Genomic DNA, 24,671 nt, shown 5'->3' on the forward strand with positions numbered 1-24,671 from the left:
GCACGTACCCGGAACTAATACGCCTTTAAATTGCAGGGGTGGCACAGCTTCAGGTGTCGAAATCCTTAGTCCTGAATACGGCGATCTTCAGGTTCCGCAGAACGTCCGCATCACCTTCTCGGCGGGCATCGGCGGCAGGGCGTAATCCGCATGGGCGGGGTCCTCCGTATAAGGTCGTTCCAGAGCCGCGAGCATCTGTTCGAATGGCCCGAAATCGCCCGCAAGACCTGCGGCGATTACGTCCTCGATGCGGTGATTGCGCGGAATGACGGCGGGATTGACGGCGTCCATCGAAGCCTGCCGTTCCGCCGGCGTCAGCCGCCCGCCATGGCGTTTCCGCCAGCGTTCGAGCCAGTCCGCCACACCCCAGCGCTCCTTGAACTGCGCGAACAGCACCTCGTCGTCCGCGCCGCCGGCGACCTTGCCGAGAGCGCGGAAAGTCAGCGTGAAGTCCGCCTCCCCTTCATGCATCAGGGTGAGAAGACCGTTCACCAGCTCGACGTCGCCCTCTACGTTGCCGGCAATGCCGATCTTCCGGCGGAAAAGACCGATCCAGTGCTCCTGGAAGATGTGGCCGAACTCGACCAGCGCCGCGTTCGCCGACTCGATGCTCTCTTCCTCCCGCGCGGAAAAGAGCGGCAGCAGCGCCTCGGCGAAACGCGCGAGGTTCCACTGCGCAATGCCGGGCTGGTTGGCATAGGCATAGCGGCCGCGCTGGTCGATGGAGGAGAAGACCTTGCGCGGATCGTATTCGTCGAGAAAGGCGCAGGGGCCGAAATCGATCGTCTCGCCGGAAACGGCCATGTTGTCGGTGTTCATCACCCCGTGGATAAAGCCGACGGAAAGCCAGCGCGCCACGAGTTCCGCCTGCCGCCCCGCGACGGCCGTCAGCAGCGCCAGATAGCGGTTGTCGTCATCCTCCGCGATCTCCGGGTAATGCCGGGCGATCACATGGTCGGCCAGCACGCGAAGGCCGTCCGTATCGCCGCGGACGGCGAAGAACTGGAAGGTGCCGATGCGGATATGGCTTGCCGCCACCCGTGTCAGGACGGCGCCGGGAAGCAAGGTCTCGCGCACCACCGGCTCGCCGGTCAGAACCGCCGCAAGCGCCCGTGTGGTCGGAATGCCGAGCGCATGCATGGCCTCGGAAACGATGTATTCCCTAAGCACAGGGCCGAGTGCCGCCCGCCCGTCGCCATTGCGGGAAAAGGGTGTGGCGCCGGCTCCCTTGAGCTGGACGTCGCGGCGCATGCCGTTGCGGTCCACCACCTCGCCGATCAGGATCGCCCGCCCGTCGCCGAGCTGCGGCACGAAGTTGCCGAACTGATGGCCGGCATAGGCCATGGCGAGCGACGCCGCACCATCCGGCAGGTCGTTGCCGGAAAAAACCTCGGCAAGCCGCGCATCGTCGACGCCGGAAAAATCGAGCCCGAGCTCTTCGGCAAGCGCCTCGTTGAAGCGGATCAGGCGGGGCGCCCTGACGGTAGCGGGCCTGACGGGTCGAAAGAAACGCTCCGGCAGCCGCTGGTAGCTGTTGTCGAATGCGAACACGTCCCATCTCCTCCGTTCATCAGGCCGAACATCTGCACCACTTCTCCAATATGGGGCGGGTATTTCAACGAGCAAGCAGAAACCGACCCGCCGCGCTCGCGAACGTCCAAAAGACGCTATGCACGGCCAAATCTGGGTGCATAGGCGGGAAGCTATTGTATCGCGGATTTCGGGATATTTAACGTGGCGCCCATTCGGCGTCGCGCCCTCGTCCCGCAATGGCGATGGTGAACGCATCGTCCTGTTCGCGCCGGATCGCGAACCTGCCAACACACTGCCGATTGAGAGGGGTAATCAGACATGAGACTTCGCTTTGCCACGGCTGCGGCCATCGCCGTCATGCTTTCCGGCTGCACCACCACGGAAGAGGCCAACACCGTGATCCAGTCCCGCTGGATCGGCCAGCCGGTCGAGGTCTTCTTCACCCAGTACGGTCCACCGGTCTCCGAGTTTCCGATGGCAAGCGGCAACGTGCTCTACACCTGGCGCGGCGGCGACAAGACCCGCTACATCCCACCGACCTATTCCACCCCGACGCCCGCCCAGACGACGACCCGCACCGAGACCAGGGAAACAAAACCCGGCGTCACCGTCACCAAGACGACCACCACCGGCATCTATCAGCCGCAGCCGCAGATGATCGCACCGCCGCGTTACGAAGAATTGTTCTGCGAATTGCAGATCACCGCCGACCCCTCCCAGCATATCGTTGCAATCCGCGCCTCGAACGACACGGATGGCGAAGGCCTGAGCTTCTCCCGCTGCGCCGAGGTGCTCAACGCCCATCCGCAGCGCTGAACCGGGGCGAGCCACCGTCGGCAAACCAAAGAAAGCCTCGCATGGCGCAGCGATACGGGCTGGCTGCATCTCAGGCATCCACACATACTCGGCCTCGTGCCACTGCTGTCCGGTTCAAATCTGTGGACAGCAGCGGGACAGGCCCGAGCATGACGACAACGGAAGCGCAGCGCTCGTCACCATCCCTGGTAGTTCGCGACTTTCATCCCGCCGCCGAGAATGTCGCAGCCACGACCCCGCGCTGCCGCGATCCCGCCAGCACCCGCCTGCGCCGCGCGGCATTGTGCGCTGCAGGTCTTTTGTCATGGACAGCCACAAAACCCTTACGCTAGTCTGCCGCATGACATATAGACGAAGGCCGGCGCGACTGATTTCCGGGCGCCGTGTCGACCAAAAAGAGGGACAACCATGTTCAAACGCCTTTCACTGACCGCTGCCATTTTTGCCGCTGCCGCTGCACCGGCCTTCGCCCATCTCAATCCCGAAGAGCACGGCTCCTTCATGGCCGGCGTCTCCCATCCGCTGTTCGGCGCCGATCATATCCTGGCCATGGTCGCAGTCGGTCTCTGGGCCTCGCAGATCGGCGGCCGCGCGCTGATCGCCGTTCCCGCAGCCTTCGTCGGCACCATGGCGCTCGGCTTCGCGCTTGCCGTTGGCGGCATCGGCCTGCCCTTCGTCGAGCCGGCAATCCTCGCTTCCGTCATCGGTCTTGGCCTGCTGGTCGCTTCCGCCGTCCGCCTGCCGGTTGCTGTCTGCGCCGCCATCGTCGGCCTCTTCGCCCTGTTCCACGGCCACGCCCATGGCGGCGAGCTCGGCTCGGCCGGCGCCCTGCAATTCGGCCTCGGCTTCGTGATCTCGACTGCCCTGCTGCACGCAGCCGGCGTCGGCCTCGGCATCGCGCTTTCGCGCCTCGGCCCGCTGGTTACCCGCCTTCTCGGCGTTGCCACCGTCTTCGGCGGCGCGGCCATCGCCTTCGGTTGATCCGAATTCATCCCGACATGCAAACGGCGGCTCCCCGAGCCGCCGTTTTGGTTTGTCCTGGGGACAGGCAAGCAGGGCGAGGCCCGGAATCAATGTCTTCGTTCCCGCCTCCAGACTGCTGAAACGACTAGCCTTTCACAACAAGCCGTCCTTCAAGCAATAGCTGAGCCTCAGCCGCGTCCGCGATAGGTCGCGACACCCTGCTCCGGCAGCCACACGCCTTCCGGTGCGGCACCCGTCTGCCAGAAGACGTCGATCGGAATACCGCCGCGCGGATACCAGTAGGCTCCGATCCTCAGCCACTTGGGATCGAGCAGTTCGACGATGCGCTTGGCGATATAGATCGAGCAATCCTCGTGGAACGCCCCGTGATTGCGGAAGGAGAACAGGAAAAGCTTCAGCGACTTGGATTCCACCAGCCAGTCGCCCGGAATGTAGTCGATCACGATATGGGCGAAATCCGGCTGCCCGGTCATCGGGCAAAGCGAGGTGAATTCCGGCGCGGTGAAACGCACGACGTAATCGGTGCCGGCATTGCCGTTCGGCACCCGCTCCAGCACAGCGGCCTCGGGGCTGGTCGGCGCCTCGACATTGCTTCCGAGCTGCGACAGCCCGCTGACATCGGTCTTGCTCATGGGTTTTGCTCCTGGACTTTGACGCCGACCCCGTGGGGCATTTCGTTTTCGGGTTCGACGTGAATGGTGACGCGTGCGCCCGGTAGCGCATTATGGATGGCCATTTCAAGCCGGTCACAGATCACATGGGCTTCGCGAACGGTCATCTTGGCCGGCACCACCAGATCGAAGGCGACGAAGGTCACGGCCCCGCCCCTGCGCGTGCGCAGGTAATGCGCGCCGAGGGAACCTGCTGAGTTTGCAGCGATCGCCTGCTTGATCGCCTCTTCCTCCGCTGGCTCCACCGCCTTGTCCATCAGGCCGTCGACCGAGTGGGAAATCACCTTCCAGCCCTGGAAGATGATGTTGATCGCCACCAGAATGGCAAGCGCCGGGTCGAGGATCGCATAGCCGGTGAGAAGCGCCAGTACCAGCCCGATGAGCACGCCGACAGAGGTCACGACGTCGGAAAGGATATGATGACCATCGGCAGAAAGCGCCGGCGAGCGATGCGATTTCCCGATGCGGATGAGGGTCATGGCCCAGATGCCGTTGATTAGGCCGGCGCCCGCATTGATCGCAAGGCCGAGAACCGGCGCTTCCGGCATGGCCGGGGCCGCCAGATGGCCGACCGCTTCGTTGACGATCAGCAACGCCGCCACGACGATCAGCACGCCTTCCAGAACCGCCGAAATGTATTCCGCCTTGTGATGCCCGTAGGGATGATCGGCATCGGCCGGCTTCTGCGCATAGCGGATGACGAAATAGGCGATGAAGGCCGCGACTACGTTGACGGTGGATTCCAGCCCGTCGGAAAGGAGCGCCACGGACCCGGTCACATACCAGGCCAGCAGTTTCAGCCCCATGACGCCGAACGACAGCGGAATACCCCAGAAGGCCAGCCGCTGGACGAATCCATTCTTTTCGGCGGACATCCATCTCTCCTTTGCAGTTGCAAGCGATTAGCACAAAGGCATCGCCAAAACGACGAAACCGCCCGCGGCAAGCGCGGACGGTTCAGCACGTGCTCATTAGGACATCAGCCCATCCGGGTCAATCCATTGCCTTTCCCGACCGCGTATTGCGCCCTCAAACGCCTTGCGATACCGCTTTAAAGGCAGGGACCGGCGCAGGTCACAGAAACGCCGGGATGGATGGCTACCGGCCACCGATGAGATCGTTTCGAAACGCGGATCAGGACAAGGCGGAATGAAGCTTTTTGAATTTGCCCGCCGGCTGGGCATTGCTGCCGGTGCACTCGCTCTTGGCCTTGGCGCCTATCTCGGAGCGCTGCAGCTCACGGGTAATTTCCACGAGGTCATCGCCGGCAAACTCTACCGCTCCGCCCAGCTGCCGCCGGACAGGCTCGCCGCCTATATCGACCGTTACGGCATCAAGACGGTCATCAACCTGCGGGGCGAAAGCCCCCAGAGCGAATGGTATCGCCGCGAAGTGGAGACCATCCATGCCCACAATGCCGGGATCGTCGATTTCCACATGTCGGCGAGACGCATGCTGACGGTCGAGCAAAGCCGGGAGTTGATAGCCCTGATGCGCAATGCGGAAGGCCCGATCCTCATCCATTGCAGCGCCGGCGCCGACCGCACCGGCCTCGCCTCGGTCATGTATCTGCAGCAGATTGCCGGCGTCGATGAAGAAACGGCGGAGTGGCAGCTTTCGCCGCTCTACGGCCATCTGAACCTGCCCTTCCTCTCCGTCTATGCCATGGACGACACATGGGAGACCTTCGAAAAGGCAATCGGTCTCGATAGCTGAGAAGCCAGCAGGCAAATGTCCGCAAGCCTCTGGCGCATGACGGAGGCCGGACCCCAGCCTCCGCAATCCACGCATGAACGGCCTCAGGCCGCCTTTTCCTTCGCCCGCCGGGCAAGATGCGCGACCACGTTCTCGATCATCCTCATGCCGGCGTCACCGCCCAGCGTCATGATCGATTCCGGGTGGAACTGTACGGCGGCGATCGGCTCCTTGGTGTGTTCGATACCCATGATCGTGCCGTCTTCGCTTTCGGCGGTAATCATGAAGTCGCGGTTGAGCGTCGCCGGATCGGCGAAGATCGAGTGGTAGCGACCGACGGTCACTTCCTTGGCTAGCCCGGAGAAGACGATGCCCGGCTCCAGAACCCGGATACGCGACGGCTTGCCGTGCATCGGTACAGCGAGATGGCGAAGCTCTCCACCATAGGCTTCCGCAAGCGCCTGCAGACCAAGGCAGACGCCGAAGATCGGCAGGTTACGAGCCCGCGCCTTCTTGATCGTCGCCTTGCAGTCGAAATCCTTCGGATTGCCCGGTCCGGGCGACAGCACGACGAGATCCGGGTTCATCCGGTCAAACACCTCTTCCGGCACCGGCGTGCGCACCGTGGAAACGGTCGCACCCGTCTGGCGGAAATAGTTGGCGAGGGTGTGCACGAAGGAGTCTTCGTGGTCGACGAGCAGGATCTTGACGTCCTGCCCGACCTTGGCGACGCCGCGCTTGGCCTTGGCGTCGTTACCGGCCTTGGCGTCGCGGATCGCCGCAATCATGGCGGATGCCTTGAGTTCGGTCTCGGCCTCTTCCTCATGCGGATCGCTGTCGTTCAGAAGCGTGGCACCGGCGCGCACCTCGGCAATCCCGTCCTTGATGCGCACGGTGCGCAACGTCAGGCCCGTATTCATGTCGCCATTGAAGCCGACCATGCCGATCGCGCCGCCATACCAGGCGCGCGGGCTCTTCTCATGGGCCTCGATGAAGCGCATCGCCCAGAGCTTCGGCGCCCCCGTGACTGTCACCGCCCAGGCATGCGACAGGAAGCCGTCGAAGGCATCCATGCCGTCGCGCAGACGTCCCTCGATGTGGTCGACCGTGTGGATCAGCCGCGAATACATCTCGATCTGCCGGCGGCCGATGACCTTGACCGAACCCGGCTCGCAGACGCGGCTCTTGTCGTTGCGGTCGACGTCCGAGCACATGGTGAGTTCGGACTCGTCCTTCTTGGAGTTCAGCAGCTTGAGGATCTGCTCGGAATCCGCGATCGGGTCGTCGCCGCGCTTGATGGTGCCCGAAATCGGGCAGGTCTCGATGCGCCGGCCGGACACGCGCACGAACATCTCCGGCGAAGCGCCGACCAGATATTCCTGGTTTCCGAGGTTGATGAAGAAGGAATAGGGCGACGGATTGATTTCCTTCAGCCGCTTGGAAATTTCGGAAGGCTTGCTGTCGCAGCGTTCCATGAATTTCTGCCCCGGCACGACTTCGAACAGGTCGCCGCGCCGGAAGCTCTCCTTGGCCTTGACGACGAGTTCGGCATATTCGCCGGGCCGGTGATCGCCGCGCGGCGGGATGGTGTCGGTATGCTGGAAAGGCTCGGCCGGAATTTCCGCAGACTTGCCGGCCGTCGTCAGACCGCCCTTTTCGAAGTCGTAGTGGTCGATCCAGGCCTTGGCCGAATAGTGGTCGACGACGAGAATCTCGTCGGGAAGGAAGAGCACCATGTCGCGCTGGTCTTCCGGACGTTCCAGCGAAAGCTTGATCGCGTCGAACTGGAAGGCGAGATCGTAGCCGAAGGCGCCGAACAGGCCGATGGAAGAGTCCGCATCCGAATAGAAGAGATCGACGACCGCACGCAGCGCCGTGAACACGGTCGGGATCTTGGAACGCTCCTCCTCGGTGAAGACGCGGTCGGGTTCGTTGACCGCGAGGTCGAGCCGCCGGGTGGTGCGCTCGCCGAGCGTCAAATCCTTCACCGTCTTCAGCTTGTCGGCGATAAAGGTCAGGAGAACCTCGCCGCGCTCGTTATAGGCCTCGATCCACATCTTGCGGCCGAAGCAGGAAATGCCGAGCGGCGGATCGACGATGGCGGTGTCCCAGCGGGTGTAGCGGCCGGGATATTCGTAGTTTGACGAGAACACGGCCCCACGGCGGGAGTCGAGCCTATCTATATAGCTGCCGATGGCATCCGCATAAGGCGTTGCCCGCCGCTGCCGGGCTACCCGGATCCCCCCGCGGGTATCGTAGATTTCCCCGCCATCATCCCGAATGATCGTCGCCATACTTCTGCTTCTCCGTTTTCAAGGCCCGGTTCGAGGCGCCTGAATACAAAAAAGCCGCCTCAGGTTTTCCGGGCGGCTTTGGGGTCACTTGTCTTTGGACATGACTGGTCAAGGCCGCGTTAGCGTGCCCACCACCAGTTACCGATGTTCAAAGGCTTCGTCATGGCGAAACTCATACCGTCATGCCGCGGCAAGTGCAAGAGCCTCCCCCGTCGAAAGCCCTGCGAACGTTGGAGAAAATCAAGGCCTGGAAACTTCCCGCCTCCCTAGCCGTTATCTCCTGTCCGCAACACAGGAGACGGCTTATTGCGAAACACGACCCTGCTGCTCTGCCTCTTGCTATCAACCGCACCCGGCGTAACGCTTGCGGATAACGTGCCGATACCGGAACCGCGTCCCGAACGGTCAACCCCGACGCCGCCTGTTCCCGAGGAAAAACCCGCGGTCCCCCCAGCGGAAGAAAAGAAGAAGAACCCGGCAGGAAAACCCGCCGAAGCACCACCGGAAACCGCATCCCCGACGCCGTCGGAGCCACCGTCCGCGCCACCGCAATCGCCTCCGGCACCCGCCCCGGTGCCGGCTCCAGCTCCGGCACCCACGCCTCCACCGCCCGTGAAGGCGGAAGATCCCACAGCCTTCGAGGCGTGCACGAAGGAATTGTCGACCCTTGGCGTTGCGTTCAGGCCCCTCCCCCGCATCGACGGCGGCGACGGATGCGGCATCGATCGGCCGATTGCTGTGACCGCCCTCTCACGATCGGTGAAGCTCGAACCTGAAGCAACGCTCCGCTGCGATACCGCTCTTGAACTCGCCCGCATGACGCGCGACATGCTGGAGCCGGCGGCCCGGCTTGCCATGCCGGAGAAGGGGCGTCTCACGGCTGTGCATCACGCCTCGGCCTATGCCTGCCGCAATCGAAACGGCGCGGACGACGGCAAGATCTCCGAACATGCCCGCGGCAACGCCATCGACCTGTCGTCGCTCGAGTTCGAAAAGGGCATCGTGCCGATGAGCATCGCCAGGCCGGAGGCATCCGACCTGCCCGCCGCCTTCCAGCGCAGCCTGAACGCTTTCGCCTGCCTCTATTTCCGGACCGTCCTTTCCCCGGGAAGCGACGCCGCCCACCAGGACCACCTGCATCTCGACATTCTCGAACGCAACGGCGGCTTCCGTTATTGCCGCTAGCGCAAACGAAAGACGGCGCCGAAGCGGCGCCGTCCTGAGGACTTGTATTCCAGCTCCCGCTCAGAACCTCTGAGTGAGCGAAAGCTTGAAGTAGCGGCCGGCCTCCGAATAGAGTTCGGAAGCGTTGGCGATGTCCTTGACCTCGAGCGCATCGAAATACGTCTTGTCGAAGACGTTGTAGACGCCGGCCTGAACGCGCAGGCCTTTCACCTGTTCCGGTTCCCACCAGCCCGTGAGGTTCACGATGCCGTATCCGGCCGGCTTGGTGCTGGCGGTAGAGCTGTCCCTGACCGCCGCCGAGGCGATGAGGGTGGCATCCGCGCCCCAGCTTTCCGTCTCATAACCCACGCCGAGGATCGCCTTGAGCGGCGCGACCGAGCCCAGGATCTCGTCGGTATCGAGGTCCTCGCCATAGGCATAGGCAAGCGAGCCATGCACGCTGAAGCCGTTGGCGAACTTCTTCTGGCCACGTGCCTCGACACCTGAAATGCGGACATTGGCGCGGTTGAAGAATTCGAAGCTGCCGAGCCGGTAGCCGGCAAGCGCCACGGTTTCGGTGTCGATGAAGTCCTTGTATCGGGTGGTAAACGCCGTGATGCGGCCGCCGAAATCCTCGTCGCCGAGATTGGCGCCGACTTCGAAGCCGTAGCTGCTTTCAGCCTCGAGATCGGGATTACCGACCTGACGATAGAGCGGCGCGTTGTCGTAATTGGAATAGAGTTGCGACACGTTCGGCGCCTTGAAGCCGGTGGCGAACTGCGCGAAAAGTTCGACATCCGGACGCACTTGCCAGCCGGCTCGAAGTTTCGGCGAAAGCGCCCAGTCGGACTGGCCGTCCGGCAAGCCGGCATAGCCGCTGTTGTTCTCGTAGCCGGGCGTCTCCTGCGGGTCGTAGTCGTACCAGTCGAAGCGCAGGCCGGGCGTCAGAGAGAAACCGCTGGAGCCGATCTCGATCCGGTCCTCGGCATAGAGGCCGATCTTCTTCGAGTCCGTTTCCGGCATATCGGCCTGATTGTTGTGGAAGAAGGCGCAGCTCGAGACATAGGTGACGTCGCAGCTATCCTCCCCGGCAGCGAACTGCGTGGTCGTCGCGAAGTTCAGATCGGTTCCGACTGTCAGCTTGTGCTGCAAGGCGCCGGTGGCGAAATCGCTGTAGACATAGCCCGCAAAGCCGAAGGCCTCTTCCTCATTGGTGCTGATGCGGCTGTAATCGCCGATCGGCGCAGTGTTGCGATAGCCGTCGGTTCCTTCCTCCCGCTCGGCCTTTTGCCAGTAGAGCGTGGCGAAGGCGGAATCGATCAGGCTGTCCTCGGCAATGGCATCGTAGCGATAGTCGAGCGAGACGCGATTGCGGGTCAGGTCGGAGATTTCATCGTAATTGTCGCGGGCATAGGTGCTGCCCTGCTCGCTTCGCAGATTGGTGGTCGAATCGAACTCGTAGTGTTCCGCGGTAATACCGATCTGGTGGCCGCCCTCGATATCCTGCCGGATCTTGAAGAGCACGTTCTTCTTGTCGTAATCCTCCGGGTCCGCCTCGGTGCGGGTGGAACCGTAGCCGCCGACATCGCCGCCGGTATCCGTCTCGTGGCCCTTCTTGTAGCTGCCCTGCAACAGGACGGAGGTGTCGTCGATCTTCTTGGTGACCGCGACCGATCCGCCGAACGACTGGTCGGAGCTGTCATAGGTCGTCTTGGCGATGCCGCCGTAATCCTTGCCTTCGCCGATCAGGTCTTCCGGCTCCAGCGTGCGCAACAGCACGGCGCCGCCAAGCGCACCCGAACCGGCTCGGCTGGAATCCGCACCCCGCAGGATGTCGATGCTCGAAAGCGACGAGAAATCGTAGCTGTTCGCGCCGCCGAAGGAACCCCGCACCAGATCCGAGAGATAGGGGATCGGAATGCCGTCGATGGTGGTCAGCACGCGGTCGTCTTCCAGGCCGCGAATATTGACGCTCTTCGTGGACTCGACAAAGGTGACACCCGGCTCCGTCGTGTTGCCGAGGTCGTCGAGATCCTCGATTTCCTTCTTGGCGATATCGTCCTTGGTCGTCTGCGTGGCAAGCGGCGTGTCGGCGACGGACCCCTTGGCGACGCGCTTGCCCTTCACGAGGATGGTCTCAAGCTGGGTTTCACCCGTCTCTGTGGACGCGGTGTTGCTATCCTGGGCATGGGCTGAAAATCCGGGAGAAACGGCGACGAGCGCCGAGCAGGCGAGAAGAAGCGGTCTGAAATGCCGATAGACCATGAAATATACGTCCTTTCATCGGCAAAGCCCTTCCATCCCCCGAAACGCAGAGCGTGCGGGGCCAAGCCGATCGAGTTGATGTCAAAATCCGGGCGAGCGGCGGTTACCCGCCTCAATATCGCCACGTATAAAACATGACGTTTAGAGTCAACAAAACAAAGATGATTATTTTAATCATGATTTCATGAGCGGTCGAAGCCGTGCAAAACGGCAACACTTCCGCAGCGAAAAACCCTTTCTTGCCGGGGCTTTGCAAGTCTTCCGCGCAGAAGCGGCGTCAGAACAAGCCTTCGATGTAGCCCTGCTCGTTGAGATAGATCCGTTCGGAAGACGGCGATTTCGGCAGGCCCGGCATGGTCATAATCTCCCCGGTAATCACGACAATAAAGCCGGCGCCGGCGGAGAGCCGGACTTCGCGCACGTGAACCACATGTCCCTCGGGCGCGCCGCGCAGATTGGGGTCCGTCGAGAAAGAATATTGCGTCTTGGCGATACAGACCGGCAGATTGCCGTAACCCTGCTCCTCCCAGGTTGCGAGCTGGTCGCGCACCGCCTTGTCCGCCGTCACCTCGGCAGCATGATAGATCTTCGAGGCCACCGTCTCGATCTTCTCCATCAGCGGCATGCCATCGGGATAAAGCGGCCTGAATGCCGCCTGGCCGGAATCAGCGAGTTCAACCACCCTGTGCGCCAGTTCCTCGATACCGGCCGAACCGTCCGCCCAGTGACGGCAGACGATGGCGTCGACGCCGAGCCGGGATACATATTCCCTGACCGCTGCGATTTCGGCCTCCGTATCGGAAACGAAGTGGTTGATGGCGACCACCACCGGCACGCCGAAGCGCCGCACATTGGCGACGTGACGCCCGAGATTGGCGCAGCCGCGCGTCACCGCCTCGACGTTCTCTTCGCCGAGGTCCTCCTTGCGCACGCCGCCGTTCATCTTGAGCGCACGCACGGTTGCGACGATGACCGCCGCCGCAGGTTTCAGGCCGGCCTTGCGGCACTTGATGTCGAAGAATTTCTCCGCTCCGAGATCGGCGCCGAAACCCGCCTCGGTCACCACATAGTCGGCAAGCTTCAGCGCGGTCTTCGTGGCCATCACCGAATTGCATCCATGGGCGATATTGGCAAAGGGCCCGCCATGCACGAAGGCCGGATTGTTTTCGAGCGTTTGAACGAGGTTCGGCTGCATGGCGTCCTTGAGCAGCACCGCCATCGCGCCGTCCGCCTTGATGTCGCGCGCGAACACCGGGCTCCTGTCGCGCCGGTAGCCGATGATGATATCGCCGAGCCGGCGTTCAAGGTCTTCGAGATCGGCTGCAAGGCATAGGATCGCCATGACTTCCGAGGCGACGGTGATGTCGAAGCCGGTCTCGCGCGGATAGCCGTTCGCAGCGCCGCCGAGCGAACAGACGACCTCGCGCAACGCCCGATCGTTCATGTCCATCACCCGCCGCCAGCTCACCCGCCGGCTGTCGATACCCTGTTCGTTGCCCCAGTAGAGATGGTTGTCGATCAGTGCCGCGAGCAGATTGTGGGCGGAGGTGATGGCATGGAAATCGCCGGTGAAATGCAGGTTGATGTCCTCCATCGGAACCACCTGCGCATAACCGCCGCCGGCCGCCCCGCCCTTCACGCCGAAACACGGGCCGAGCGACGGTTCGCGCAGGCAGATCAGCGCCTTTCGGCCGATCCGGTTCAGTCCGTCGCCGAGACCGACTGTCGTCGTCGTCTTGCCCTCGCCGGCCGGCGTCGGATTGATCGCGGTGACGAGGATGAGCTTGCCGTCGGGCCGGGCGGAAAGCGAGCGGATGAACTCGGCGGAAATCTTCGCCTTGTCATGCCCATAGGGCATGATCTGCTCCGAGGGTATGCCGAGCTTCTCGCCGATTGCCTGGATTGGCAGCTTCCGTGCCGCGCGCGCGATTTCGATATCGGATCTGACGTCACCCATAAAATGCTCCCATACCCCTTGGCCTGTTTGCAGCGATTAAAGCGTGGAGATTGTCCGTAGACGAGGAGGGAAGAAAAAGAAATATTCGCCCCGGACGAAGCGGCAAGCGAACCTCCGCTAAGCCCGGCGGCGATTGTCCTCTTGCGATGCGGCAAGGCTCCCCTTATCTCTCGCCGCATGCCCGTCCCCCAAGACCATGGAGAACCCGCAGGATGAAGTCCCTGGAACTGCTCGTCGAAAAGATCATCCTCTCGAGCCGCTGGATTCTTGTCGCCTTCTATCTCGGCCTCGTCGCGGCCCTCGCCGTCTATGCTGTGTCCTTCGGCTACAAGTTCCTCAAGGTCGCGGGCAATGTCTTCGACTATGGCGATGCGGAGATGATCCTTGCCATGCTCGGCCTGATCGATGCCGCCCTGGTCGCCAGCCTGATCGTGATGGTGATGATTTCCGGCTACGAGAATTTCGTCAGCCGTTTCGACGAGACCGACGCGGAAGTATCCTTCCTCGGCAAGCTCGATGCCGGCAGCCTGAAGATCAAGGTCGCCTCTTCTATCGTCGCCATTTCCTCGATCCACCTGCTGCAGGTCTTCCTCAATGCCAATCAGTATACCGACGGCAAGATCATGTGGCTGACCTTCATGCACCTCACCTTCGTCGTCTCCGCCGTGATGCTCGGCTTCCTGGAAAAGCTGATGTCCAAGGGCAAGTACGAAGACAAGGGCTTGTAAGCGCCGGCCTCGATGATTCCAGACGGTTAGCCACCCTGCAGCTTGGCGGTCAGTTCCGCCGGGCTGCCGACCGCTGGAACCGGTTTCGCGACAGGGATCGGCGGCACGAATGGCAATGGTTCGTCCGGTGTCACCCCACAGCGCCCCGACTTCGACAGATCACCGGAGCACAACGCATCGATCGGCATTTCGTTCTTGGCAAGACCAGCCGTGATAAGTCCGAGCGGGATGGCTTCATCCGCATGGATCAAATATATGTCATCAGGCGATGCGCTTTCCACCAGATCGATCAGTTTGCGGTCCACTCCCATCTCTTTGAGATAGGCTGCGAGGTTTGCTGTGTTTCTCTTGCTCAGCTTGGTGGAGGTTTTCGTCCCAAGATATTTCCGCCCGACCTCCTTGCGCGAAATAACCTTCTTCTTGCCCTTCACCATCTTGTATTGGATGTCGTACTGAACTTCGTATTGCGTGGTGGTCGTTGTTACCTGATGCACACCGAGGGCGTCCCAGAGAGGCGCAAACTTCCGTACGCCACCGGCAAGCATCATCGGACAGGCCGAGGCGCAGTAACCACCGTCGACAAAGGACCTGCCAACCGGGACGCCGTCCTCCACCCTTGATGTCTTGCAACGCGGCACCAACGGTTCGATGCAACCCGTCAAACGGGTCGTGCCAACGGCCACATCCAGTTTGTTCTTGCGAATGAGGCGGCCCAGTGCATACGCAGCCTCCAGGTCACCCCCATTGGAGGTAAGTACGATGGGAAGCTTCTGCTTTCCCAGCGACTTCAGCAGCTTGCGCAGGCGCGCGGGCGTCTCCGGCTCGATGTCGCCCTCGGCGGAAATCCATCGGGGACATCGTTCCGAACACCCCGCCTGCATGACGACGATGAAATCCATCGGAACGCGCTCGGCAGCGCTCGCACGGCCGACCGCCACGGGCTCCAACAAGAACGACAGCAAAAAGGAAATGACAATAGAAAGCAGCAGGCGAAAGGAAAAAGCGGAAAAACAAGAGCTCACGACAGACGTTCCGATTGTATCCGGGGCAGGATAACAATCGAGTCTGGAAAACGGCAAGAGGCATTCTCCAGCCTCTTGCCGTGTTTTTCCGGCCTTTCCGATCAGCCCTCGCCGATGGCGATCAGGCTGGCATTGCCGCCGGCGGCGGCGGTGTTGATGGAAACCACCTGTTCCAGCGCAAAACGCATCAGATAGGCGGGGCCGCCGGCCTTGAAACCGGTGCCGGAGAGGCCGGAACCGCCGAAAGGCTGGGTTCCCACCACCGCACCGATCATGTTGCGGTTGATATAGACATTGCCGGTGTCGAGCGCATCGGTGACGGTGCGGATCGTCGCCTCGATGCGGCTGTGCACACCGAGCGTCAGGCCATAGCCGGTCGCGGCGACCGCATCGATCACCTTGGGCAGATCCTTCGCCTTCCAGCGCACCACATGCAGCACGGGCCCGAAGACTTCCCTGGTCAGCGCCTCGGGCTTGTCGAGTTCGATGATGTGCGGGGCAAAGAAGTTGCCGGAATTCGGCACCTGACCGGAATAGCGGACCTTCTGCGTCTTGCGCATGTCCTCGACATGGCCCTTCAGCATCGCGGTCTGCTTCTCATCGATGATCGGGCCGACATCCGTGGTGGTCAGCGCCGGATCGCCGAGATTGAGTTCGCGCGCCGCGCCCTCGATCATCTCCAGCATGCCCTCGGCGATATCCTCCTGGAGATAGAGGATGCGCAGCGCCGAGCAGCGCTGGCCGGCGGACCGGAAGGCCGACATCACGACGTCGTCAGCCACCTGTTCGGCAAGTGCCGTGGCGTCGACGATCATCGCGTTGATGCCGCCGGTTTCGGCGATCAGCGGCACGATCGGACCGTTCTTGGCGGCAAGCGTCCGGTTGATCGCCTGCGCCGTTCCGGTCGAACCGGTGAATGCCAGGCCGGCAAGCAACGGATGGGCGGAAATGGCCGCACCGATATCGGGACCGCCTGGAAGGAACATCAGCACGTCGGCCGGAACGCCGGCCTTGTGGAAGAGCTTCACCGCCTCGTAGGCAATGAGCGGGGTCTGCGGCGCCGGCTTGGCGACGACCGCATTGCCGGCCACAAGTGCCGCCGAGATCTGGCCGAGGAAGATCGCCAGCGGGAAGTTCCATGGAGAAATGCAGGCAAAGACGCCGCGACCGCGCCAGAGCAGCCGGTTGCTCTCCCCCGTCGGGCCCGGCATCACCTCGGGCTCGACAAACAGCGTGCGTGCCTGCTCGGCATAATAGCGGCAGAAATCGACCGCCTCGCGGATTTCGGCGATACCGTCATCCAGCGTCTTGCCGGCCTCGGCGGCCAGAAGCGCCAGCAGGCGGTCGCGGCTCTGCTCCAGAAGGTCGCCCATCTTGTCGAGGCAGGCGGCACGTGCTTCCACCGGCTGCCTGGACCACGACGCAAAACCCTTGCGACCCGCGACAAAGGCGCGTTCGACATCGGCAACGGCCGCGTTGCGCACGGTACCGACCCTTCGGCTGCGATCCGATGGAGAAAGAATGTTGACGACTTCGGTCTGGCCGGTGGCGCCCGGCACGAGCGGAACCGCTTCGACGGACTTATTCTCGCCGGCAAGCCGCGACAACAGTCCGGCGAGGCTCTCGCGATGGCCGAACTCGAAGCCGGCGCTGTTGCGGCGTTTGCCATAAAGTTCTTTCGGCAGCGGAATCTGGCTGTGGCGGGCGCTGATGCCCTGATCGAGCCCAAGCCGCTGCGCCGGCCGTTCGAGCAGCTTGGCAATCGGCACGTTCTTGTCGCCGGCAACTGCCACGAAGGACGAGTTGGCGCCGTTCTCCAGCAGGCGTCGAACCAGATAGGCAAGAAGATCGCGGTAACCGCCGACCGGCGCATAGATCCGGCAGGCGATGCGTTCGTTGCTGGACAGGAGGCTGTCGTAGAGAGCCTCGCCCATGCCGTGCAGGCGCTGGAACTCGAAGCCGCTGCGGTCGGCGCCCGCAAGTTCGAGGATGGAGGAAACCGTCAGCGCATTGTGGGTGGCGAACTGCGGGAAGATCCGCGCCCGCTTGTCGAGCAGCTTGGATGCGCAATTGAGGTAGGAGAGATCCGTCGCCGGCTTGCGCGTCCAGACCGGGTAGTCGTCAAGACCGCGCTCCTGCGTCCGCTTCACTTCCGTATCCCAGTAGGCGCCCTTGACGAGACGCACCATCATCCGCCGGTTATAGGTCTGGCAGAGGTTGTCGATATAGTCGATCACCTGCGGCGCGCGCTTCTGGTAGGCCTGGATGGCAAGCCCGAAGCCGTCCCAGCCGGCGAGCGAAGGATCGGAGAAGACGGCGGCGATCACATCGAGCGAAAGCTCCAGCCGGTCGGCCTCTTCCGCATCGACGGTGAAATTAAGCTGATGGGCCTTGGCCATCTGAGCAAGCTTCAGGAGATCAGGCACCAGTTCGCGCATCACCCGGTCGTGATGGGTGGCGAGATAGCGCGGATGCAGTGCGGAGAGCTTCACCGAAATGCCCATGCGATCCGGCAACTGCTTGTTCTTGCCGTGCTTGGCCATGAAGGCGCCGATCGACTCGATCGACGCCGCATAGGACTTGAAATAGCGCCTGGCATCCTCTGCCGTGCGGGCCCCCTCGCCCAGCATGTCGAAGGAATGGCGATAGCCCTTCTCCTCGCTCTTGGCGGCGCGGCTCAAGGCGTCCTTCATCGTCTCGCCTAGAACGAAATGATGGCCGAGGAAACGCATCGCCTGCTTGGTGGCGCTGCGGACGGTCGGCAGACCGAGCCGTTTGACGAGACCGCGCACCACGCCCTCGGGCGTCTCGCCAGGACGGATGACGCGGGCGGAAAGGCCGAGCGCCCAGGCCGAAGCCGAGACGAACCAGCTGTCGCCATGCGCCTCATGCTCGCTCCAGCCGCCCTCCTTCAGCTTGTCCTCGATCAGCCTGTCCTGCGTCAGAGCATCGGGCACGCGTAGCAGCGCCTCGGCAAGCACCATCAAGGCGAGGCCTTCACGGGTGGAAAGGCCGTATTCCCGCAGGAAATCCTCGACACCGCCGATCGAACCGGAGTTCCCCCGTATCGCTTCGATGAAGCGCGTTGCGCGACGATCGATCGAGGCGTTCTGGCTGTCCGACAGCGAAAGCCGTGCGGCAAAGGCCCTGACGAGGCTGTCGTCGTCGCCGGCAAAGGGTGCGTTGAACTGGGGAAAATCTGGCGTGGCATTCTTGAGCATCGTCACCTCCGTGTTATCGGCAACCTACAGAGAGATTAATAGCTTTGCTCGCTGATTTTTGGCATAAAGTCCGTGACTATCACCATGAAAGATGAAAAAGATAGAGATCGATGAAAGAACTTGACCGTCTCGACCGCAAGATCCTCCGCACGCTTCAGAAAGAGGGCCGGCTGACCAACATCGAACTCGCCGAGCGCGTCCACCTCTCCCCCACGGCGACGGCGGAGCGCGTCCGGCGACTGACACGCGACGGTTTCATCACCGGTTACATGGCGGTGCTCTCTCCGCAGAAGCTGGGGCGCGGCCTGCTCGTCTTCATCGAAGTCAAGCTGGACCGCACCACGCCCGACATCTTCGACGCCTTCGCCGCCGCCGTCAAACGCTCCGACGACGTCATGGAATGCCATATGGTGGCAGGCGGTTTCGACTATCTGGTCAAGGCGCGCGTGGCCGGCATGGAGGCCTACCGTCAGTTTCTCTCGGAGGTTATCCTTCCACTTCCAGGCGTGCGGGAAACTCACACTTATGCGGTCATGGAAGAGGTGAAATCGGGCTCGTCCCTACCAATTTAAGTTTACAGCAACACTCTGATTTTGCCCAAGAAATTAACAGATCGCCAAGGCTGCTTGAAAATTGAACGGCGGAGCGAGAAAAAACGCTGGCTTTTCGCCGCAACTGATATATTTGTTAACGTTAACATAGCTGCCTTTCTCAACTTTCGATAGTCCCTATGATGATCGCGGAACGTCAGTCTCTTCTGAGCGACGAAATTTCGAATAGCCGGACACGTCCCGATTTCATGCGTAGCATGCTGCGCGTCGCACGGGAGTTCGGTCTCGATCATATATCCGTTATGGCGGCCCCCGGCCCGAACGATGTCGTTCTGGCGCCTTTCGTGCTCGAAAGCACGTTGCCTGCCCAGTTTGCCCGCGAATTCGACAGGAATTTCTTTCTCCGCGCCTGCCCGATCCTGCCGCGCCTCAACAAGTCGATCCTGCCCCAGACATGGTATCTGCGCGACAGCGAGTGCCCGAACGGCCGCGATTTCCCACCGGCCATGCGCGAGTTGATGGCGCGCTACGACCTGATGACCGGGCTGATGTTTCCGGTAACATCGATCGACGGCAACCGCTTCTTCCTGCGCTATGACGGCGACCGCGCCCGCCTCTCCCAGGTCGAGATGAACGAACTCAACATGATAAGCCTGCATGCCTTCGATGTCTTCGATCGCATGCGAAGGGCCGAAATGGTCAGTCCCGGCATACTTTCGGCCCGTGAACTCGAAGTGCTGCGCTGGACGGCGCAGGGCAAGACCTCCATCGAGATCGGCCAGATTCTTTCGCTTTCGGACCACACCGTGAATGCCTATATGACGAATGCCATCAAAAAGCTGGATTGCGTGAACAGGACCCAGTTGGTAGCAAAAGCCATCAGGTTGAAGCTCATCAACTAACGGCTGATTCGCGGGAAAGTCGCGGACGGCGATTGGAGGCGTCCTCTTGGATCCGCTGCGTTTCGACCAGTTTCAGCAAAGAGAATATCAGGACTGTACCAGCGTCGGCCTGACCGAACACGAAGTCGTGGAGCTCGTCCAGGAGTTCCGCCTTTACGGCTTCTGGCGCATCGACCTGGACACGGGCATGTTCTACGCCACTCCCGATGTCTTCCGGATATTCGGCCTGACCGCCAATGACGGCAAGATCAATCTGGTTGAGTTCCGCACCCGCATCCATCCCGACGACCTGCCCATGCTGATGGAAAGCTTCGAGCGGACCTGCCGGCAGAAACAGAGCTATCACAATATCTACCGGGCACTCGGCGAAACGGGCAACTACAAGTTCGTGCGCACGGTCGGGAAGTTTCGCGAAAAGCCGGGCACGGCCGGTGAGATCGTCGGCATAACCTACGAGTTCTTCGAACGGCTGCGCACCGTCGCCTTTTCCGACGACGAGAAACCCTGAACGGGAAGGCCGGCCGGACCTCCTGCCCGGCCGGCCTTCCCGCGTAAACTCAGCGCTCGAGAACGGAGCGCAGTTCCACCATGTTCGAGCGAACGCGAAGGATATAGAAGCCCATCGTCGAGAGATGGTTGGGCATGATCCAGCCGTCTTCGGCACCGTTCGAGATGATCGCGGGCTGGATTCTGAGCGCAGATTCGAGCTGCTTTTCCATCTCGGTCCAGATGGCCGTCAGGTTCCGTTCGCGGATCACGCCCATGAAGTCGGCCCGTGTCGCCTGCAGCAATGCATACTGGGCATAGAGCTGGCCATAGGCGAACCAGAAGCGGTCGTCGGCGCGCGTGTCGAACCAGCCAGCATGATACTCTTCCGAACGGCGGCGCAGGATGTCCGAGGTATTGCCAAGATCGCTCGCCATCCGGTCGAGCACCTGGGTCAGGTTGTCGGCACGCGCATCGAAGACGGCCTTGCAGGTTTCCAGATCGGAATTGAACTTGCGCCAGCTCTCGACCGCCGAACGATAATAGGCCGGCGTGGGCGTCTTGAAGCCGAAGGGATTGGTGCCGAAATACCAGGTCCCCTCGTCGAACTGGATATTGCCGCGCGCATCCTGCAGGTCGTTGTTGATGCCGGAGGTGCCGCGCACGCGGCCGAGATTGTCGGCAAGCTCGATCGCCACGCGGCGCACGACCTGGTTGACGCCGCGCTGGAACGAGGCCTTGTTGTCGAAGAAGGGCGTGTGATCCCAGTCCATGCCGAACAGGCCGAGCTTGTAGAGCAGCGTCGACGAGATCCAGATATTCTGGTTGACGTTGAAGTCCGTGAGATCGGCGGCAATCGTCACGATCGCCGAGTTCTGGCAGGCATTGGGCTTGTCGGGCACCTGAAGGCCGGCGGCCACGCTTCGCTGGTTGAAGTCGTAGGCCTTCACCATGTCCGGATTGAAATTGTACCAGACCTGGGTGCGCCAGAAGAACTGCGCATAGAAGACGATAGCGATAACGATCGCCAGCAGGATCGGCCCCTTTATCAGCCAGTTGCGGCGTTGATACCAGCCATGAGCAGCCATGAAGGGCCACAGCAGCCAGGCGACCGCGAGCCCTATGCCGCGGCCGATGGCGGCAAAGACGCGCTGGAAAAACGCGATGACCGGATCAAGCATTGTCGTCGTCTCCTATGCCGTAGAGGCGTTTGCGGAAGGAAGCTTTGTCCTGCAGATAGGTTTGCGTCAGCCGCGATACAACGAATTCGCGAAACCCGTCGCTATATCCTTCATAGGCATCGTAAAAGCCCTGTTTGTCGAAGATGAAACGCGACACGAAGTCCGACGGCACCATTTGCGAGATCAGCCGGTTGGTCAACCACTGATCGGCATGGTCGGGCCGGGCGCGGATCAGCAGGAAGCGGCGCTCGGGCGCAACGTCGGCGATCTTGATGCTGCCGGTCACGGCGATCTGCCGCAGCATTTCCTGCAGGAACGGATAGACCCCGTCGCGCGCGACGAGTTCCGCATTACGGTGCAGGAAGGTCTGCAGCCAGACCGCATCGATGCGGGTAAAATCGAGCGCCGGATCGATCTGGTAGGCAAGCGCAAGTGCCGCCATCTCCGCGCGCTGGGCAAGCAGTCCGGACCCCTCCACCCAGCTTGCCCGAGGCAGTTCGATCCGGCCGGTTTTCGCGAGAAAGTCAAAGATCGTCGCGTGGTCCCTGATCGAGATATAACTCACCTGCCACGGCCGGGAGCGGCGAAAACCGGGGGCGGCGGGATCGCAGATGACGGTGGTGATCTTGTCGTCGACGAAAACGTAGACGCCGCCGAAATGATTGGCCCAGAAAGCGTCATGCCGGAAGACCAGTTGATCCGGCACCAGCCTGTTCTGGCGGATATCCCCCGTCAGCTTCGCCAGCTCCACCATGCGGTTCAGCATCGCGTCATCGCGCCAGGCATCCGGATCGCTCTGCAGCCGGTCGGCGAGTTGCCTGAGTTCCCCCGCCTTGCCGAGCACGTCCTCGGCGGAGAGCACCTTGAACTGCACCTCGTTGATAGAGAGAAGATCTTCGAGACTCTCGACCGAGGAAACCGAATCCTCGATCTCGCCGTAGAGCGCATCCTTGATGGTGATCGCGTTGATCGCCCTGGCGTTCGCCCGATAGAATTCGTGCATCAGGCCGGCGGTATTGGAAAAACTCGTATGAACGACCGGCAGGTTTTCCTGATCCGGCGTCATCACCACGAAACGCCGGTTCACCCTGTTGGGATCGAGATAGTCCCGGTCTCCAAGCTCCGCCGCGATCTGCGGGGAAAAACCGGTCATGTCGATATCGAATTCGGCAAGCGCCGTGGGCTTAAGTCCGAAGCCCGAAAGCGCCTTGTTGTAACGCTCGATCAGATGCGGCTCCCGGATCGTGAGCAACCTGCCGTAGATCAGTTCGGCTTCGAGAAGACGGTTCACGGCTGCCACTTCCCTTCCCGCTTCATCGTCTCGATCTCGCCGACCGCCCTTTCGCGCAGGCGTTCGCGCCTGATGATGTCGGCGACCGCCGCGTCGTCGGATTTGTCGGCATAGCGGAATTCGCTGTCGGCATAGCGGTTGATCTCCTGGCAGATCATCTCCATCGTCACGGGGCCGCGAAGCTCGGCGATCATCGCCTTTTTCTCGTCGTAGCTGCGATGCATGAAGGCTTCCGGCGCGGAGAACCACTCGTCCGGCAGTTCGATATCCATCACCCGCATCTTGATCGCGTCCGTGATGTTCTTGATCGCACGGCCGGTGAAGCGCGGTTCGGCAAGCTTGATCTCGTGGAGGTAGGCGCCGATGTCGGCGAGCGTCTCGATCCTGCCATGGTTCTTTTCGAACCGCTGCCAGACCGCCACCAGCCCGTCCTCCTCCGGACGGTTGTGCTTGTCATAGGATACCGACACCGCCCGCTTGATTTCTTGATTGGCGAAAAGCTGGTGCTCGCCGAGCGGGATCGAATGGTTCTTGCCGATCAAAAGCGCGAAGATGTCGATATAATCGGCCTCGCTCTGCGGCCCGTCGATCAGCCAGCGCGCGCCGGCCCGCTGGCGGAGCGCATCGTCGACATTCTCCGGATAGTTGGAGAACATGCCGAAGCAGCAATTGCCGCGCACCACGGTCGAGGCACCGGCAAAGCTCTCCATCAGCACCGCCGTCACCTCATGCTGGCCGGCCGACGCTCGGTCGTCGGAACGCTTCGCCGCCACCTGATCGACGTCGTCGATGGTGCCGAAGCCGATCACGCGCGGATTGGTGACGTTGTCGATGAAAGCCTTGCAGTTCTGGCCGGACTTGCCCTGATAGGAGGAAATCTGGTCGACGCCGAAATTCTCGTAATGGAAGGCATAGCCCGCCACTTGGCAGTAATCGTTCAGAAGCCCCGCCAGCATCTGGATCAGGATGGTCTTGCCGGTGCCCGGCATGCCGTCGCCGATAAAGGTGAAGAGAAAGCCCCCAAGCTCGACGAACGGGTTCATCTGCCGGTCGAAGTCGTAGGCCATCATCATCTTGGCAAGCTTCATCGCCTGGAACTTGGCGATGTGATTGCCGACGATTTCCTCCGGCTTCTTGAAGGTCATGGAGAGCGGCTTGCGCCGGGCGCCGGGCGCGACATCGAAGCCATCCAGCGTGAAATCGTCCTGATCGATCCGGATATGGGTGTTCTCGAAGACCGAAAGGCCTGTGAACCGCGCCTTCCGCCCGATCAGCCCGTCGATGGCCGCGCGTGCAAAACCTCTGGCACGGCTGATGAGTGTCGCCTCATCCGCCGACCCGGTAATTGCGGCATCGAGCCCGGTGACCATGCTCTTCAGCGCGTCCTGCGGTGTATCGAACAGGAAATCCGGTTCGTGCGCATCGTTGACCGGCTCGCCCTCGCCCTGAAGCGTCGAGAGAAGATAGGCAGCGAGCGAAAACGCGGCGACATAGGCGGATGCGGAAAGAAGCGCCTTGAACCGGCCGGCATCCTCGCCCTGCAGGGGAGCGGAAAGATTGCGTGCCTGCAATTGCTCGAGATCGGTCTGGCGGGCAAACACATCGGCAATCGCCAACGCCACCTGAATGCCGCGGCGAACGCGATAAAGCACCGCATGCTGCTGCGGTGTCATCAGCGGATCGCCGCCACCGCCGACCGCCTGCACGGTTTTCGACAGCTCGACCTCCCGCGTGCGGCGGACCGATCCCGTCGAAACCGTCGACACGAAGCGCCTGCCGGTACCGGCAAGCGGCGTGCCGCCCGACCCCTCTCCCGCATCGATCAACACGGCGCGGGTCACAAGCCCCTGCGCCACCGCCAGATGCTTGCGGATCTCGTCCTCGCGGATGGTCGCTAGAGATATCTCCAT

General features: G+C 61.9%; 19 protein-coding genes. 8 read left to right on the forward strand and 11 right to left on the reverse strand.

The window, feature by feature from the left end:
* Positions 1 to 87: 87 nt before the first annotated feature.
* Complete coding sequence (locus J5N58_RS02955) at positions 88 to 1,551, reverse strand: protein adenylyltransferase SelO (protein ID WP_244709561.1); 1,464 nt, start codon at positions 1,549 to 1,551, stop codon at positions 88 to 90.
* Between the two features lie 300 nt (positions 1,552 to 1,851).
* Between J5N58_RS02955 and J5N58_RS02960 the strand changes: the two genes are divergently transcribed.
* On the forward strand, positions 1,852 to 2,349 hold the full coding sequence (locus J5N58_RS02960) for a hypothetical protein (protein ID WP_112831054.1): 498 nt from the start codon (positions 1,852 to 1,854) through the stop codon (positions 2,347 to 2,349).
* A 408-nt stretch (positions 2,350 to 2,757) separates the two neighbouring features.
* The gene (locus J5N58_RS02965) at positions 2,758 to 3,330 is read left to right on the forward strand and encodes a HupE/UreJ family protein (protein WP_112831055.1); all 573 of its coding nucleotides are present in this window, start codon (positions 2,758 to 2,760) and stop codon (positions 3,328 to 3,330) included.
* Positions 3,331 to 3,500: 170 nt separating this feature from the next.
* On the opposite strand, the gene queF is transcribed toward J5N58_RS02965, so the two are convergent.
* Entirely contained in the window at positions 3,501 to 3,965 is a 465-nt protein-coding gene (queF, locus tag J5N58_RS02970; protein WP_099058503.1) for a preQ(1) synthase, read from the reverse strand.
* Positions 3,962 to 4,879, reverse strand: coding sequence for a cation diffusion facilitator family transporter (locus J5N58_RS02975; protein ID WP_113339206.1), 918 nt, complete (start codon positions 4,877 to 4,879; stop codon positions 3,962 to 3,964). The genes queF and J5N58_RS02975 overlap by 4 nt, the downstream gene beginning before the upstream one ends.
* 274 nt (positions 4,880 to 5,153) lie before the next feature.
* Between J5N58_RS02975 and J5N58_RS02980 the strand changes: the two genes are divergently transcribed.
* On the forward strand, positions 5,154 to 5,720 hold the full coding sequence (locus J5N58_RS02980) for a dual specificity protein phosphatase family protein (protein ID WP_244709563.1): 567 nt from the start codon (positions 5,154 to 5,156) through the stop codon (positions 5,718 to 5,720).
* Positions 5,721 to 5,803: 83 nt separating this feature from the next.
* Here J5N58_RS02980 and J5N58_RS02985 read toward each other — a convergent pair whose 3' ends face one another.
* Positions 5,804 to 7,993, reverse strand: a complete 2,190-nt coding sequence (locus J5N58_RS02985; protein WP_244709565.1) for an anthranilate synthase — start codon at positions 7,991 to 7,993, stop codon at positions 5,804 to 5,806.
* A gap of 612 nt (positions 7,994 to 8,605) precedes the next feature.
* On the opposite strand from J5N58_RS02985, the gene J5N58_RS25905 reads away from it, so the two are divergent.
* Entirely contained in the window at positions 8,606 to 9,178 is a 573-nt protein-coding gene (locus tag J5N58_RS25905; protein WP_342345977.1) for an extensin-like domain-containing protein, read from the forward strand.
* 60 nt (positions 9,179 to 9,238) lie between these two features.
* Here the strand turns inward: J5N58_RS25905 and J5N58_RS02995 are convergent, their stop codons facing one another.
* Positions 9,239 to 11,422, reverse strand: coding sequence for a TonB-dependent hemoglobin/transferrin/lactoferrin family receptor (locus J5N58_RS02995; protein ID WP_244709570.1), 2,184 nt, complete (start codon positions 11,420 to 11,422; stop codon positions 9,239 to 9,241).
* Between the two features lie 277 nt (positions 11,423 to 11,699).
* Entirely contained in the window at positions 11,700 to 13,379 is a 1,680-nt protein-coding gene (locus J5N58_RS03000) for a formate--tetrahydrofolate ligase (RefSeq protein ID WP_113425058.1), read from the reverse strand.
* Between the two features lie 212 nt (positions 13,380 to 13,591).
* On the opposite strand from J5N58_RS03000, the gene J5N58_RS03005 reads away from it, so the two are divergent.
* Positions 13,592 to 14,107: a TIGR00645 family protein gene (locus J5N58_RS03005; protein WP_112831062.1), complete on the forward strand. Its 516-nt coding sequence runs from the start codon at positions 13,592 to 13,594 to the stop codon at positions 14,105 to 14,107.
* A 26-nt stretch (positions 14,108 to 14,133) separates the two neighbouring features.
* Here J5N58_RS03005 and J5N58_RS03010 read toward each other — a convergent pair whose 3' ends face one another.
* Positions 14,134 to 15,129, reverse strand: coding sequence for a COG3904 family protein (locus J5N58_RS03010; RefSeq protein WP_112831063.1), 996 nt, complete (start codon positions 15,127 to 15,129; stop codon positions 14,134 to 14,136).
* Between the two features lie 101 nt (positions 15,130 to 15,230).
* Complete coding sequence (gene putA / locus J5N58_RS03015) at positions 15,231 to 18,350, reverse strand: bifunctional proline dehydrogenase/L-glutamate gamma-semialdehyde dehydrogenase PutA (RefSeq protein WP_244709572.1); 3,120 nt, start codon at positions 18,348 to 18,350, stop codon at positions 15,231 to 15,233.
* Between the two features lie 110 nt (positions 18,351 to 18,460).
* On the opposite strand from putA, the gene J5N58_RS03020 reads away from it, so the two are divergent.
* From J5N58_RS03020 to J5N58_RS03030, 3 genes are all read left to right on the forward strand, one after another.
* The gene (locus J5N58_RS03020; RefSeq protein ID WP_112831065.1) at positions 18,461 to 18,922 is read left to right on the forward strand and encodes an Lrp/AsnC ligand binding domain-containing protein; all 462 of its coding nucleotides are present in this window, start codon (positions 18,461 to 18,463) and stop codon (positions 18,920 to 18,922) included.
* A 158-nt stretch (positions 18,923 to 19,080) separates the two neighbouring features.
* Positions 19,081 to 19,803, forward strand: a complete 723-nt coding sequence (locus tag J5N58_RS03025) for a helix-turn-helix transcriptional regulator (RefSeq protein WP_113339213.1) — start codon at positions 19,081 to 19,083, stop codon at positions 19,801 to 19,803.
* A gap of 46 nt (positions 19,804 to 19,849) precedes the next feature.
* The gene (locus J5N58_RS03030; RefSeq protein WP_113339214.1) at positions 19,850 to 20,311 is read left to right on the forward strand and encodes a PAS domain-containing protein; all 462 of its coding nucleotides are present in this window, start codon (positions 19,850 to 19,852) and stop codon (positions 20,309 to 20,311) included.
* Between the two features lie 49 nt (positions 20,312 to 20,360).
* Here J5N58_RS03030 and J5N58_RS03035 read toward each other — a convergent pair whose 3' ends face one another.
* Genes J5N58_RS03035 through J5N58_RS03045 form a run of 3 tightly spaced genes read right to left on the reverse strand, consistent with a single transcriptional unit; the run spans position 20,361 to position 24,671 of the window.
* Positions 20,361 to 21,470 (reverse strand): DUF2333 family protein, encoded by a 1,110-nt coding sequence (locus tag J5N58_RS03035; RefSeq protein WP_113438632.1) that lies wholly within the window; start codon positions 21,468 to 21,470, stop codon positions 20,361 to 20,363.
* Positions 21,463 to 22,761 carry a DUF6638 family protein gene (locus J5N58_RS03040; RefSeq protein WP_113438644.1) on the reverse strand — a complete coding sequence of 433 codons (1,299 nt, stop codon included), beginning with the start codon at positions 22,759 to 22,761 and terminating at the stop codon, positions 21,463 to 21,465. The genes J5N58_RS03035 and J5N58_RS03040 overlap by 8 nt, the downstream gene beginning before the upstream one ends.
* Positions 22,758 to 24,671, reverse strand: coding sequence for an AAA family ATPase (locus J5N58_RS03045; protein WP_244709574.1), 1,914 nt, complete (start codon positions 24,669 to 24,671; stop codon positions 22,758 to 22,760). Before J5N58_RS03045 ends, J5N58_RS03040 begins: the two co-directional genes overlap by 4 nt.

The organism is Paenirhizobium cremeum (genome assembly GCF_022884085.1).
Taxonomy (GTDB): Bacteria; Pseudomonadota; Alphaproteobacteria; order Rhizobiales; family Rhizobiaceae; genus Allorhizobium; species Allorhizobium cremeum.